This is a genomic window from Nocardia sp. NPDC049526 (assembly GCF_044465765.1).
Lineage (GTDB): Bacteria > Actinomycetota > Actinomycetes > Mycobacteriales > Mycobacteriaceae > Nocardia.
This window is the reverse complement of sequence record NZ_JBITMA010000001.1, coordinates 737,134-750,923: the sequence shown is the minus strand read 5'-3', so window position 1 is coordinate 750,923 and position 13,790 is coordinate 737,134. Positions and strand designations below refer to the sequence as shown.

The following is a 13,790-nucleotide window of genomic DNA, read 5'->3' as shown; positions in this document are numbered from 1 at the left end:
CGCGCATGCACCGGTGGCCGAACGATCCGCCATCGGCGACCCCAACGAAGCGAGTCTTACGAGCGACCGTTCGCGGCCCGTCTCAAGTCCGAGCCGTCCAAGCGCACGCGCCGCAGGCGTAGGACTCGACCACCCCTCGCGCATGCACCGGTGGCCGAACGATCCGCCATCGGCGACCCCAACGAAGCGAGTCTTACGAGCGACCGTTCGCGGCCCGTCTCAAGTCCGAGCCGTCGAAGCGCATGCGCCGCAGGCGCGAGTCTCGACGACTCGGACGCGAGACACCAGGGGGCCGCGAACCCGCCGCGCCGAAGGCGCGGCCATTAGACACAGCGGCAATTAGACACTCTCGCGCGCTTCCTCGATGCCGGTGCGCGCATCCGCGGCAACCGACTTGATGTTCGCGAAAGCCGTTCGGTAGCGCTCGATTTCGTGATCCTTGTCCAGGTACACCGGACCGGTGAACGCTTCGACATAGACCACCGGCGGCTCCCGCAGCTCCACCTGCGCCGTATCGGCGAATTCGAGTAGGACGAACGGGCCCGAATCCATGCCGTCGTGATAGCCGGAATCCGAGGGCACCAACTGGATTCGCACATTCGGCAGGTCGCACATGCGCCGCAGGTGCGCGAGCTGTTCGACGGTCACCTCGGCACCGCCGACCCGCCGCCACAGCACCGATTCGCTGATCACCACATCCAGATGCAGCGGCGAATCCTTGCGCGTGAGCAATGCCTGCCTGGCCATGCGCAGCTGCACCCGACGCTCGATTTCGGTCTCCGACGCCTCCGGACGCGCGGACTTCAGCAGCGCGCGGGTGTATGCCGCGGTCTGCAGCAGTCCGGGGATCAGCTCGTTCTCATAAGTGGCCAGGGCACGCGCGGCCTCCTCGAGACCGATGTACACCTCGAAACCCTCGGCGATCACATCGCTGTAGCCGGTCCACCAACCCCTGGCCTTGGTCTCCTTGGCCAGTGCGGTCAGCGGTTCGACGAGATCGGTTGGCGCACCGTAGATCTTGCACATGGCCTCGACGTCCAGGCTGCGCAATGAGGTCTGCCCGGTTTCGATCCGCCAGATCTTGGCCTCGGACCATTCGAGCTGCTGGGCCGCCATCCGAGTGGTCATCCTGGCCCGATTGCGCAGATCACGCAGATGTCGGCCGAGCTGCCTGCGCGGCATGGTCGATCCTGTTGTGCCCTGCGGTAAAGCCATGCTTCCCCCTCGCGATATACGAACAGCATTGTTTCACAGTAAATCCGACACAGGTCACGATCGGTGTCGCACGCAGGCCAAGGGCGCACGAGCGACGAACAGGTTCCCGCGGGGGATGATCCGGCAATTCAGCTGGGTCCTATTTGCGTGCGCCGCGCTTGCGGAAACGCCAGAACTGCACGGCGCGAACGTCTTCGGAGAGCTGGTTGACCGGCTCGGCGACATCGGAGAGCGCCTGGAACAGATCGTCGGCGAGATCGGCGATGTGCTCGACCTTGGTCGCCAGTTTGGACGCGTTCTCCAGGAATTCGAGCAGCAGCCGTACGACGGCGGCGATCGTCAGGCCGAGCGGTATCGCGATCAAGGCGGCCAGCACGCCGAGCACCGCGGAAACCTGCCACATCAACACCGTCAGTGCGATCGGGATGCCGATCGCGAAGGCCAGCCCGAGCATGTAGGCCAGCGGCAGCAACGTCCTGGTCGCGGGGCGATGGAATTGCACGTCGAGCAGGCCGCGGGCGGCATCGGCGGTCCAGGCCCGTGGACTTTCGAAAGGTTCGGCAGGTTCGGGCTCCGCTGTGCGCGAGAACCGCTTGGACGTGGTTTCTTTCCAAGTGATCCAGCGTGATTCGGTTTCGTACTCCGCCGAATCCGCTGCCCCGTCACGATTGGATTCATCTCGCCCGCCCGTCACCCGACCACCACCCCCCATCGAATCGCTACGCGATGCTCACCCATATGGCGATCCTTCCCTCAATCCGACGCCGGGCCAATAGGAGTGGATTCACACCATCGGGTACGGCTGCGTGGGACGGCGGTACGCCCCATTAAAAGAGGCGTCTCGGTGATAGCCGATCACTACCGGGTGAGACGAACCCGACAGTCACCAAGATCTTTTGTACAACCCGTAACGCCCACCCCACCCCGCCCCGATACCACCCACGTATGCAGGACCCAGATCTATCGGGGAATGGAGAAAGACAGTGCGCACCACGTTTCCGACTTCCGCATCGGCGGCAGAGATGACTGCCGCGGCGCAGGACTACATCCAGCGCGGGTGGACGATCGCTGAAACGACCAACGGAATCTGCCTGATCACGGATGAGGATCTGTCGGGTATCGAGATCAGCGGTGAGCTGGCCGGTGAGGTTCGCCGGTTCATGCGCGCGAACAACCTGACCGGTCCGGTTATCGAGATCCCCGGCGCCGAGCGTCGCGAGATCCACTTGGTCACCGGCCTGCGCAAGGCCGCGATGGCGCTGGAGGCACTGCGCGAGGCGGGCGCCACCGTCTACACCGACGGCGACGGCATCCCGCTGCCCCCCACCCAGCTCACCACCGGCGAGGCTTGCTGGGGCGTGGCACCCGGCGAGGCCCGCTGGATCCCGCCGGTAGTCGCGATCGGCGCGGCGGTTCGCTCGGCGCTCTCGCGTCGCACGACCGTCAGCACGGTCGCCTGCTGAGCAGACGTATCTATCCGGGCGGGGTCCGCACTGCCCTGACCCACCGATGACCGGTATCCGCTATCCGCGGATACCGGTCATTCTTGTTTCCTTGTGCGCGGAGATCCATCGCGCGCGATGATGGGGGTTATGGCCCAGCTCACTGATGACTCCCGGACGCTGTTGCGGACCTGCCCGCTGTGCGAGGCGGTCTGCGGACTCGAGATCACACTCGACTCGAACGACCATGTGACCTCGGTTCGCGGGGATCGACAGGATCCGTTCAGCAAGGGATTCATCTGCCCCAAGGGGGCCAGCTTCGGACATCTCGACGAAGATCCGGACCGGCTGACCGAACCGATGATCCGGGACCGGGCCACCGATACCTGGCGCACCGCATCCTGGACCGAGGCATTCGAGCTCATCGCCGCGCGTTTTCCGGCGATCGTGGCCGAACACGGAAATCAGTCGGCGGCACTGTATCTCGGCAATCCGAACGCACATACCGTGGCCGGGGCGCTGTATGTGCCGGTGCTGATCCGGGCGCTCGGCACCAAGAATCTGTTTTCGGCGAGTACCGCCGATCAAATGCCCAAGCAGGTGGCGAGCGGGTTGATGTTCGGTGATCCGCTCACCGTGCCGGTGCCGGATCTGGATCGCACCGATTATCTGCTGATGCTGGGCGCGAATCCGCTGGAGTCGAACGGATCGCTGTGCACCGCACCCGATTTCCCGGGCAGATTGAAGGCATTGCGCAAGCGCGGCGGGAAATTCGTCGTGGTGGATCCGCGGGAAACGCGGACCGCGAAGCTGGCCGACGAGCATCTGTTCATCCGGCCGGGTAGCGATGCTTATCTGTTGTTCGGGATCGTGCACACGTTGTTCGAACAAGGTCTGACCGATATCCGCGTGGATGTCGCGGGGGTGGATGAAGTGCGCACGGCCGCCGCGGATTTCACGCCCGAGGTGGTTTCGGAACGGACCGGAATCCCCGCCGAGACGGTTATCCGGATCGCGCAGGAGTTGGCTGCCGCGCCGACCGCGGCGGTATATGCGCGAATCGGCACCTGCACGGCCGAATTCGGCACGCTGACACAGTGGTTGGTCGAGGTGATCAACGTGCTGACCGGCAACCTCGACTCACCCGGCGGCGCCATGTTCGCCAATGCGGCGGCGGGCGGCATCCCGCGCACCAAGCCGTTCCGAACCGGGCGCTGGGCCAGCCGGGTGCGCGGCCTGCCCGAGGCGATGGGCGAACTGCCGGTGGCGACCCTGGCAGATGAGATCACCACACCCGGGGCGGGACAGGTCCGTGCGCTGGTGACCGTCGCGGGTAATCCGGTGCTGTCCGCGCCGAGCGGGGTCCGGTTGGATTCGGCCTTCGCGCAATTGGACTTCATGGTCAGTGTGGACCGGTACCTGAACGAGACCACCCGGCATGCGGATGTGATCCTGCCGCCGCCGCGGTCTACGCAGTCGCCGCACTACGACTTCGCATTGCTGCAGTTCGCGGTTCGCAACTACGCGCGGTACTCGCGGCCGCTGGTCCCGCTCGGCGATCGGCCTTCGGAGTCGGAGATCCTGGCCAGGCTCGGGGCCGCACTGACCGGGCAACCCGCCGGACCGGAGGCACTGAACGGCGTCGACGAACTGATCATCGCGGGCATGCTGCACAAGGCGGGCATACCTGAGCGGCGGCCCGAACTCATCGGGTCCAACAGCACCGAGCAACGCATCGACCTGATGCTGCGGCTCGGACCGTATGGCGAGTGGAATGCCGGCGCGAGCGTCGGGCCCGGAGCCGGTGGCCCGCGTGACCACGAAGGGCCCCGGGAGCGCCGAGAGCAATCCAGCACGCTGAATCTGCAGGTGCTGCTGGACAATCCACACGGTGTCGATCTCGGGCCTTTGCGGCCGCGCCTGCCCGGCGTGCTGCGGACGGCATCCAAGCAGGTGGAGTTGGCGCCGCAGCCGCTGCTCGACGACGTCGCGCGGATGCGGGCCCGGCTCGCCGATGTCGCGCCGGATGTGGTGCTGATCGGGCGGCGTCAACTGCGATCCAACAACAGTTGGATGCACAATATCCCGACGCTGGTCAGCGGGTCGAATACCTGCACCCTGCATATCAATCCGGCGGATGTGGCGCGGCTGGGGCTCGGTGATACCGCCGTGGTGAAGTCGGCCGCTGGGACGCTGACGGTACCGCTGGAGCCGACCGAGGCGATCATGCCCGGGGTGGTCAGCTTGCCGCACGGCTGGGGACATGCCGACAGCACGCAGACGGTGGCCCGGGCGCATGCCGGGGTGAATGCCAATGTGCTGACCGATGATTCGGTGGTGGATGTGCCGTCCGGAAATGCGGTCTTCAATGGCGTTCCGGTGACTTTGACCCCTGCCTGAGTTGCGCCGGATCCGACCGGTCGCGCGGTAAAAATTCCGGCCGGTCGGATTGTGGCTATTTTCTGGAAACCCTTGCGCTAACTAAACATTCAGTGCATTCTCAACATGGATTTTGCTGTGTTGCCAGACTAAAATGGACAGGATTTCGGTTTAGTCGCGGGCTCAGCGTCGAACCCGTTGCGGTGTGCCGGATTCCAGCTACCAGAGGGGGCGCGATGCCCGGTACACGTTGTGGCAGTGACGGTGAGCACGAACTACAGGACAGGTACGGTACGCGGGACCGCGCCGAACGCTTCTACCAAGATCAAGTACTCGATCAGCTGAACCCGACGATGATCGAATTCATCGCCAGGATGGATATGGCGTTCATCGCCACCGCGGACAAACACGGCGAATGCGACGCAAGCTTCCGTGCGGGCCTGCCCGGTTTTCTGCATGTGATCGACGAACGCACTCTTGCCTACCCGGAATATCGCGGCAACGGCGTGCATGCCAGCCTCGGCAACATCCTGGAGAACCCGCACGTAGGCATCCTGCTAATCGATTTCGTCCAGGATCTGATCGGATTGCACATCAACGGTTCGGCACGGATCGTGGACGACACCGCGCTGCGCCACAACGTCCCGGAACTGCCCGAGAACGTCAAGGGGCGAGCCGCACAGCACTGGGTGGTCGTCGATGTGGAAGAGGCCTACATCCACTGCCGCAAACACATCCCGCATCTGGTCCCCGCCGCGCGCGAGCAGCGGGAGTGGGGCACCGACAACATCCGGGCCAAGGGTGGCGACTACTTCGGGGCGAAGGCGCAGGCCCAGGCTGACGCCCTGGTTCGTTAGCCGAACTGCATACTCGGCCCCGCCGGAGCGAGTCTTACGAGCGAGGAGTTCGCGGCCCGTCTCGCGTCCGAGTCGTCCAAGCGCATGCGCCGCAGGCGTCGGACTCGACCATCCGGCGAGCGCGCATCAGTGGCCGAACGATCCGCCATCGGTGGCCCCCAACGGAGCGAGTCTTACGAGCGAGGAGTTCGCGGCCCCGCGGGGGGGCGGGGGGGGGGGGCCCCCCCCCCCCCCCCCCCGGGCGGGCACCCCCCGGCGCCCCGCCCCCCGCGGGGGGTCCGCGCCCCGGCGGGGGGCCGTGGCGCCGCAGCGCAAGCGACGAAGTCGCGAGTCTCGACGACTCGGACGCGAGACACCAGGGGGCCGCGAACACGCCGCGCCGAAGGCGCGGCAAATCAGACACCGAGTTTGAAGATGACCAGGCGTTGCACAACGAAGTTGATGACCGTGGCGGTGCCCTGGGCGATGACGAAGGCCAGGGGCTGGCGCCACCAGTCGCCGGGGAGCGTGGCGTAGAGCACGGCGTTGATGCCGACCTGGACGGCGAAGGTGACGGCATAGAGGACCACGACCGCGATGAAGCGGGTGCGGCTCGGGGGCGCTTGGAAGGTCCAGCGGCGATTGATCAGGTAGGCGGTGGTGGTGCCCGCGATGAAGCTGATCGATTTGGCGACGCTGACCGGCAGGCCGATGAGGTTCAGCAGGAAGCTGTAGATCCCGTAGTCGACGATGGCCGAGAGACCGCCGGTGAGGGTGAAGCGGACGATCTGGGTCTTCAGGTCGACATCAGTACTGGATTCGATTCGGCGCTCCCGGGTCCCTTCGTGGTCACGCAGGCTACCGCCTTCGGGCCCGTCGGTCACGCCGGCCGGCTCGTCGACCAGCGGCAGTTCGGTCGGGAGCGGCAGGTGGGGTTCGGCTTGCACGCGACGAGCGTAACGGCGTGACGCGGGACACGCGCAATCCAGGACCGTTGGACATCTGTCCGGCGAGATGGAACCGATGTCGGACCTCACATACTGGGGAGTACGGCGACGCCGACCGCATATCCGCTCATGCATGTAGCCTCTATGCCGATGTCCACGAAAGCTCCGACCGCCACCACAACCGGTAACTCCGGCAATGTCGCCGACGGCACCTACACGCTGCCGACGCGGACCAAGGCATTGACAGGGTGGGGTCGCACCGCACCAACATCTTCCGAAGTGCTCTCGACGAGCGATCCCGAACTGATCGCCAAGGCCGTCGCCATGGTCGCCGAGGACAACGACTCCAAGCCGGCACACCTGCGTCGCGGCATCATCGCGCGCGGGCTCGGCCGCTCCTATGGCGATCACGCGCAGAACGCGGGCGGTCTCGTCGTCGATATGACGCCGCTGAACAATATCCACCGGATCGACCGGGACACCCGGATCGTCGATGTGGACGGCGGCGTCAGCCTGGACCAGCTCATGAAGGCCGCGCTGCCGTTCGGGCTGTGGGTTCCGGTGCTGCCCGGCACCCGTCAGGTGACGATCGGCGGCGCCATCGCCTCCGATATCCACGGTAAGAACCATCACAGCGAGGGCAGCTTCGGCAACCACGTGCGCTCGATCGATCTGCTCACCGCCGATGGGCAGGTGCAGCACATCACGCCCAAGCGCAATGCCAAGCTGTTCTGGGCGACCGTCGGCGGCAACGGACTCACCGGCATCATCCTGCGCGCGACCATCGAGATGGTGCCCACCGAGACGGCGTACTTCCTCAACGACGGCGTGAAGACCACGACTCTCGACGAGACCATCGCCGCGCACAGTGACGGCAGCGAGGCGAACTACACCTACTCGAGCGCGTGGTTCGACGTGATCAGCCCGCTGCCGAAGCTCGGCCGGGCCACCATCACCCGCGGCCGCCTCGCCAAGGTCGACGAACTACCCAAGCGCCTGCGCAAGAAGCCGCTGAAGTTCGATGCGCCGCAACTGATGACGGTGCCCGACATCTTCCCGAACTGGACCATGAACAAGTTCACGCTCCAGGCCATCGGTGAGGCGTACTACGCCATGGGCGGCAATTACACCGGCAAGGTGCAGAATCTGACGCAGTTCTACCACCCGCTCGACATGATCGCGGAGTGGAACCGCGGCTACGGTTCCAACGGCTTCCTGCAGTACCAGTTCGTGGTGCCGACCGAGGCGGTCGAGGAGTTCAAGCGGATCATCATCGATATCCAGGGCTCCGGGCACTACTCGGCACTGAACGTTTTCAAGCTGTTCGGACCGGGTAATCCCGCACCGCTGAGCTTCCCCATGCCGGGCTGGAACATCTGCGTCGACTTCCCGATCAAGCCGGGTCTGAACGAGCTGGTGAGCGAGCTGGACCGCCGCGTCATGGAGTTCGGCGGGCGGCTGTACACCGCGAAGGATTCGCGCACCACCGCGGAGACCTTCCACCAGATGTACCCGCGGATCGACGAGTGGATCAAGATCCGTCGAAGTGTCGATCCCACAGGCGTTTTCATGTCCGATATGGCGAGAAGGCTGGAGCTCCAGTGATTAATGCCGTAGGCAACCCGCAGACCATCCTGCTGCTGGGCGGTACCTCGGAGATCGGCTTGGCGATCTGCGCCGAGTACCTGCGAAAGAGTCCGGCGCGCATCATTCTGGCCGCACTGCCCGGTGATCCGCTGCGCGAGGACGCCGTTTCCGAGCTGAAGTCGGCCGGTGCGACCCAGGTCGACGTCATCGACTTCGACGCGCTCGATACCCAGAGCCATCCCAGGGTTATCGACGCGGCCTGGGACGGCGGCGATGTGGATGTCGCCATCGTCGCGTTCGCCCTCGACGGCGATCCGGAAGAGCTGTGGCAGAACCAGCGCAAGGCCGTGCAGGTCGCCGGAATCAATTACACCGCGGCGGTTTCCGTCGGCGTGCTGGTCGGCGAGAAGATGAAGAAGCAGGGCTTCGGGCGGATCATCGCCATGTCCTCGGTGGCCGGTGAGCGGGTGCGTCGCTCGAACTTCGTCTACGGCTCCACCAAGGCCGGGCTGGACGGCTTCTATCTGGGACTCGGCGAGGCGTTGCGACCGTACGGACCGCGTGTGCTGGTGATCCGGCCGGGCATGGTGCGGACCCGGTTCTCGGCGCACGTCAAAGAGGCGCCGCTCACCGTCAACAAGGAAGATATTGCGGCACTGGCGGTTTCGGCGTCGCAGCGGGGCAAGGAGCTCGTCTGGGCGCCCGGCACCTTCCGCTTCGTGATGATGATCCTGCGCCACATCCCGCGCCCGATCTTCCGCAAGCTGCCCATCTGATTTCCCGAGCCGCACCTCGCTCACCGCGCACGCGTCCGCGCGGGACAGGTGCGGCTCATCTATATCCGCAACGCGCGGTTCCGTGGCTGCCCGGCGGGGTCGGTGCCGACGCGCCGGCAAGGCCGACATCAGCGCACACCACTGTGCCATTTGGGTGGATACCATCGTCGCGGTTCGCCGGGACCGGTCGATACGGCATTCGGCACCCTGCCCGTGCGAGCGGCCGGGCGGCGTGGCAAGTTCGGAGCCGACCTCGAGCCGTCGCATTGTCGAAGGAGCACTCCGTTGAGCACAGTCACGGCAGAACGCGCCGAGCACTCCGCACCGGAGCGCGGCCGGGGGACCCTGCTGATCCGGCACATCGGCTCCGGAATCGGCGAGGCACTGCTGGCTGTCGTGGTGGCCGCGATCGTTGCCGCCGTTGGGCTGGTGGCGTTTTCGATGGTGCAGTGGCCCGCATTCAACTCGTCCAATGTGACCAGGTCGTTGACCACGGTCGGACAGGTCGGCGCGGCGGTGCTGTTGGGCGCGGCGATCTGGCTGGTGCGGGCGCGGCGGTGGCCGTGGATGGCGAAAGCGCTGTCCTGGGTCGGGATTTCGACGTTCGTCACGGTGACATTGGGGATGCCGCTGGCGGCCACCAAGCTGTACCTCTTCGGCGTCTCGGTGGACCAGGAATTCCGCACCGAATATCTGACGCGGCTGACCGATAGCGCTGCACTGCACGATATGACCTACGCCGACCTGCCGCCGTTCTATCCGGCCGGCTGGTTCTGGATCGGCGGTCGAGTGGCGAATGTGCTCGGGATGGACGGCTGGGAGGCGTTCAAGCCCTACGCCATCGGTTCGCTCGCGGTGATCGCGGTGATCGCACTCGTATTGTGGTCCAAGCTGATTCGCGCCGACTGGGCGATCGGAGTCAGTGCGGCGACGACCGCGGTGACGGTGGCTTATGCCTCGCCGGAGGCCTACAGCGCGGTCATCGTGCTGCTGCTGCCACCCGCGTTGATTCTTGCGTGGGGTGCGTTGTACCGGCCGCTCGAGGGGGCGAGCGCCGCCGTTCACGCTGCGGCCTCGAGTGGTGGTAGTGCGTCAGGTGATGCCGCCGCACCAGGTGGCGAAGGCGCACCAGGTGGCGCTTCGGCATCAGGTGATGCGGCTGCAACAAGTAGCGCCGCTGCCTCGGATATCGCCGCTGCATCTGATGGCGGAGTCGCAGCGGGCAGCGGTGTGGCGGGCGCCGCCGCGTCGGCGGGCGGTATCGGAACGGCAGGAGGCTGGGGCGCGGTTATCGGGGCCGGGCTGTTCCTCGGGATGGCTGCGTCGTTCTACACGTTGTATTTCGGAGTGGCGGCCTTTGCGATCGGGCTGATGGGGCTGGTATCGGCGGGGCTTGCGGTGCGAGCACAGCGGGCGGCAGATCGAGCGCGGCGCGGTAGCGGCGAGGGCGAGGCGGGTTCGATTTGGCGGGCCGCGGTGCCGCCACTGGTTCGGCTGGTTGTCATCGCGGCGATCGCGGGTCTGGTGGCGCTGGTCGTCTGGCTGCCGTTCGTATTGAAGATGCTCGGTGGGACGATGCCGAGCTCGGGGACGGCGCTCCACTATCTGCCCGAGGGTGGGGCGCAGTTGCCGTTGCCGATGGCGGAGATCTCGCTTTCGGGCGCATTCTTCCTGCTCGGGACGGCGTGGTTGGTATTGCGGGCGGCGTCGTCGCGGCGGGCGCAGGCGCTCGGGATCGGCGTGGTGGCGATCTACCTGTGGTGTCTGCTGTCGATGACGGCGACCGCGGCGGGTACCACCCTGCTCTCGTTCCGCTTGACGCCCGTGCTCGAAGTGCTGCTGGCGGCGGCCGGGGCATTCGGCTTCGTCGAGGGCGCGCGGGCGGCATACCGGGCACTCGATGAGCCGGGGCGGTTCAAGTTCGCCGTGGTCGTAGTCGCCATCGTCGGTGCGCTCGCGTTCACACAGGACATTCCGCAGGTGCTGAAGCCGGAGATCACCACCGCATACACAGACACCGACGGCAACGGCGAACGCGCCGATAAGCGCGCACCGGGTGCGGCGTCGTACTACCGCGAAATCGATGCGGCACTGATCGCGCAGACCGGCCGTCCACGCTCGGATTCGGTGGTCCTCACCGCCGACACCAGCTTCCTTTCCTTCTACCCGTACTACGGCTTCCAGGCGCTCACCTCGCACTATGCGAACCCGCTTGCCGATTTCGCGGGTCGCGCCGCCACCATCGAGTCGTGGAGCAAGCTCAACTCGTCCGACGCCCTGGTGGACGCACTCGGCAAGACCCCGTGGCGCGCGCCGGACGCCTTCCTCTTCCGCAGCAGCGGCGATACCTACACCCTGCGCCTGGCCAAGGACGTCTATCCCAACGACCCCAATGTGAAGCGCTACACCGTGAGCTTCCCCAAAGAGCTCTTCGCGGATCCGCACTTCACCACGACCAATATCGGCCCTTTCACCTTGGTCGTCGTCAATCGCTGACGCCGCCTGCGCGACTCATCAGCGTCGACGGTGTGCTCGCCCGACGCATGATTTCGCGAGGACATGGGTAACTGGTGGGGAACTGCTGACCCAGCCGGCCACCGACCGGCGGCCGCCAACGGTAGCGTCGCGGCACTCTAGTGCGGCCTGAAGGCGCGGGGAGGCGGTTCACAGGGTATTCGGTTACGGTGGATCGCTGATCTGACCACTTACGGGAGAAGTTTGTTTTGCGGGTCGAAGCACCACCAGCAGTAGGCGTCGTCACCAGGGGATCGACACCGGCTGGCGGGGCCAGATCCGAGCAGCGCACCGCGAAGCGGAGACGGATCCGGGTCGATCGGAGTGATCTGGTCGCCTCGGTGAGCTATCTCGCATCGGCCGTCACGGTGCTGTCCGGACAATGGCGCAATACACATAGCGGGTACCTGATCAAAAGCGGTCAGGACCAGACCATGTGGGAGTGGTTCTTCGCGGTCACCGCCCATTCGGTGGCGCATCTGGAGAATCCGCTCGGCACGAATCTGCAGAACTTCCCGGCCGGGGTGAACATGATGGCCAATACGGCCATGTTCGGGGTCGGGGTGCCGTTGACGCCGGTCACGCTGCTGTTCGGGCCGACCGTCACCTTTGTGCTCGTCCTCACGCTCGGCCTCGCCTCCACCGCCTTCGCCTGGTACTGGCTGTTCTCCCGGGAATTGGTGGAGTCCCGGCTGGCCGCCGCGATCGGCGGACTGTTCTGCGGTTTCGCGCCCGCGATGATCTCGCATGCCAATGCACACCCGAATTTCGTTCTGCTGGCACTGCTTCCGGTCATCGCGCTGCTGTTGATCCGCATCGCGCGACATACGGCGGCCGCGGATACGACCAAGCCACGCAGGCGAGTTCGTGATGCCGTCGTGCTCGGCTTCCTGGTAGCGCTGCAGATCGCACTCGGCGAGGAACCGCTGCTGATCTTCGCACTCGCCTTCGGACTCTTCGGCCTCGTGTACTACCTGCACACACCGCGCACGGGCTGGCAAGTAGTGCGTGCGATCGCCCCGACCATCGCATCGGCCGCGGGGATCACCTTGATGCTCACCGAAATTCCGCTGTGGTGGCAGTTCTTCGGGCCGCAGAGTTATCGCTCGATCGACCACGGGCCGATGGGCAACGATCTGAAGGCCATCGTGCAGTTCCCCGCCGAATCGCTCGGCGGGATGTTCGCGCCCGGCCAGTACGTGTCCATGAACGACACCGAGCAGAACGCCTATTTCGGCTGGCCACTGCTGCTGTTGCTGCTCGTGACGGTGGCGCTGCTGTGGCGCGACCGGGTGGTCCGGGCCGCGACCGCGGTGATGGTGGTCTTCGGAGTGCTGTCACTCGGTGCGACGGCCATGTTCGGCAAGGAGTCGACCGGGATCGAATTGCCGTGGCGCTGGGCCGAATTGGTCCCGCTGCTCAATACGGTGCTGGAGACCCGGCTGACCATGGCCGCGATTCCGGCCATCGCGGCGGTGCTGGCCTTGGCGACGCAGCGGGCGGTCACCTGGTGGCGGCAGTCGCCGGTCGATTGGCGTCCGCTGGCCTGGTTCCCGGCCCTCGCGCTGGCCTTGGTGCCGCTTGTCCCGACCGTCCTTCCGGTGATCGAGCGGGCACCGACTCCGGAGTTCTTCGCCGGAGGGACGGTAAAGCAGTACGTGAGCGGCGGTTCGGTGGTGCTGGTGCCGCCGCCGCGCCCCGCCGAGGCGCAGGCCCTGCGCTGGCAGGCCGACGCGAATTTCGACTTCGCGCTCGCCGGCGGCTATTTCGTCGGCCCGACCGGCGCGAACAAGAAGGGCATCTACGGACCGGACTTCCGCCCGACCACCGCGCTGCTCGTCGGCGCACAGGACTCCGGCGTCATCCCGCCCATCGACGACGACACTCGCGCGCAGGCACTCGACGACCTGCGCTTCTGGGAGGCCGACGTGGTGGTCCTGCCCGCCACCAAGAACTCCGAGGTGCTGCGCACGACCATGACGCAACTGCTCGGCGTCGCGCCACGACAGGTCGATGACGTGTGGCTCTGGGACGTCCGGCCGCTGCGATAGGCGGCGGCGATGATCTCGGTGGTGAGCATCACCAATGCGGGTG

Annotated in this window: 10 protein-coding genes; 7 read left to right on the top strand and 3 right to left on the bottom strand. The window is 65.9% G+C overall.

Translation table 11 applies throughout. The features are described 5' to 3' along the window. Window positions 1-339: 339 nt before the first annotated feature. Complete coding sequence (locus tag ACIBW7_RS03245; protein WP_397043567.1) at window positions 340-1,215, bottom strand: helix-turn-helix domain-containing protein; 876 nt, start codon at window positions 1,213-1,215, stop codon at window positions 340-342. A gap of 139 nt (window positions 1,216-1,354) precedes the next feature. Then, window positions 1,355-1,909, bottom strand: coding sequence for a DUF4282 domain-containing protein (locus ACIBW7_RS03240; protein ID WP_397043565.1), 555 nt, complete (start codon window positions 1,907-1,909; stop codon window positions 1,355-1,357). A 289-nt stretch (window positions 1,910-2,198) separates the two neighbouring features. Here ACIBW7_RS03240 and ACIBW7_RS03235 point away from each other — a divergent pair, with 289 nt between their 5' ends. From ACIBW7_RS03235 to ACIBW7_RS03225, 3 genes are all read left to right on the top strand, one after another. After that, window positions 2,199-2,678 (top strand): hypothetical protein, encoded by a 480-nt coding sequence (locus tag ACIBW7_RS03235; RefSeq protein ID WP_397043563.1) that lies wholly within the window; start codon window positions 2,199-2,201, stop codon window positions 2,676-2,678. A 129-nt stretch (window positions 2,679-2,807) separates the two neighbouring features. Beyond that, window positions 2,808-5,057, top strand: a complete 2,250-nt coding sequence (locus ACIBW7_RS03230) for a molybdopterin-dependent oxidoreductase (RefSeq protein ID WP_397043560.1) — start codon at window positions 2,808-2,810, stop codon at window positions 5,055-5,057. 215 nt (window positions 5,058-5,272) lie between these two features. Beyond that, on the top strand, window positions 5,273-5,893 hold the full coding sequence (locus ACIBW7_RS03225; RefSeq protein WP_397043558.1) for a pyridoxamine 5'-phosphate oxidase family protein: 621 nt from the start codon (window positions 5,273-5,275) through the stop codon (window positions 5,891-5,893). Window positions 5,894-6,288: 395 nt separating this feature from the next. Here ACIBW7_RS03225 and ACIBW7_RS03220 read toward each other — a convergent pair whose 3' ends face one another. After that, window positions 6,289-6,819 carry a GtrA family protein gene (locus ACIBW7_RS03220; protein ID WP_397043556.1) on the bottom strand — a complete coding sequence of 177 codons (531 nt, stop codon included), beginning with the start codon at window positions 6,817-6,819 and terminating at the stop codon, window positions 6,289-6,291. A 150-nt stretch (window positions 6,820-6,969) separates the two neighbouring features. On the opposite strand from ACIBW7_RS03220, the gene ACIBW7_RS03215 reads away from it, so the two are divergent. From ACIBW7_RS03215 to ACIBW7_RS03200, 4 genes are all read left to right on the top strand, one after another. Next, window positions 6,970-8,424: an FAD-binding protein gene (locus ACIBW7_RS03215; RefSeq protein WP_397043554.1), complete on the top strand. Its 1,455-nt coding sequence runs from the start codon at window positions 6,970-6,972 to the stop codon at window positions 8,422-8,424. Then, a complete protein-coding gene (locus ACIBW7_RS03210) occupies window positions 8,421-9,182 on the top strand; it encodes a decaprenylphospho-beta-D-erythro-pentofuranosid-2-ulose 2-reductase (RefSeq protein ID WP_397043552.1) in 762 nt (253 codons plus the stop codon). Before ACIBW7_RS03215 ends, ACIBW7_RS03210 begins: the two co-directional genes overlap by 4 nt. A 345-nt stretch (window positions 9,183-9,527) precedes the next feature. Continuing rightward, window positions 9,528-11,678, top strand: a complete 2,151-nt coding sequence (locus ACIBW7_RS03205) for a galactan 5-O-arabinofuranosyltransferase (RefSeq protein ID WP_397044166.1) — start codon at window positions 9,528-9,530, stop codon at window positions 11,676-11,678. 326 nt (window positions 11,679-12,004) lie between these two features. Next, window positions 12,005-13,747, top strand: coding sequence for a glycosyl transferase (locus ACIBW7_RS03200; protein ID WP_397044164.1), 1,743 nt, complete (start codon window positions 12,005-12,007; stop codon window positions 13,745-13,747). The last annotated feature ends 43 nt before the right edge of the window (window positions 13,748-13,790 follow it).

Bases quoted from the DNA above. Each gene is read 5' to 3' on its own strand.
- ACIBW7_RS03245 (WP_397043567.1), bottom strand. From the start codon at position 1,215: ATGGCTTTACCGCAGGGCACAACAGGATCGACCATGCCGCGCAGGCAG.
- ACIBW7_RS03230 (WP_397043560.1), top strand. From the start codon at position 2,808: ATGGCCCAGCTCACTGATGACTCCCGGACGCTGTTGCGGACCTGCCCG.
- ACIBW7_RS03225 (WP_397043558.1), top strand. From the start codon at position 5,273: ATGCCCGGTACACGTTGTGGCAGTGACGGTGAGCACGAACTACAGGAC.
- ACIBW7_RS03215 (WP_397043554.1), top strand. From the start codon at position 6,970: ATGTCCACGAAAGCTCCGACCGCCACCACAACCGGTAACTCCGGCAAT.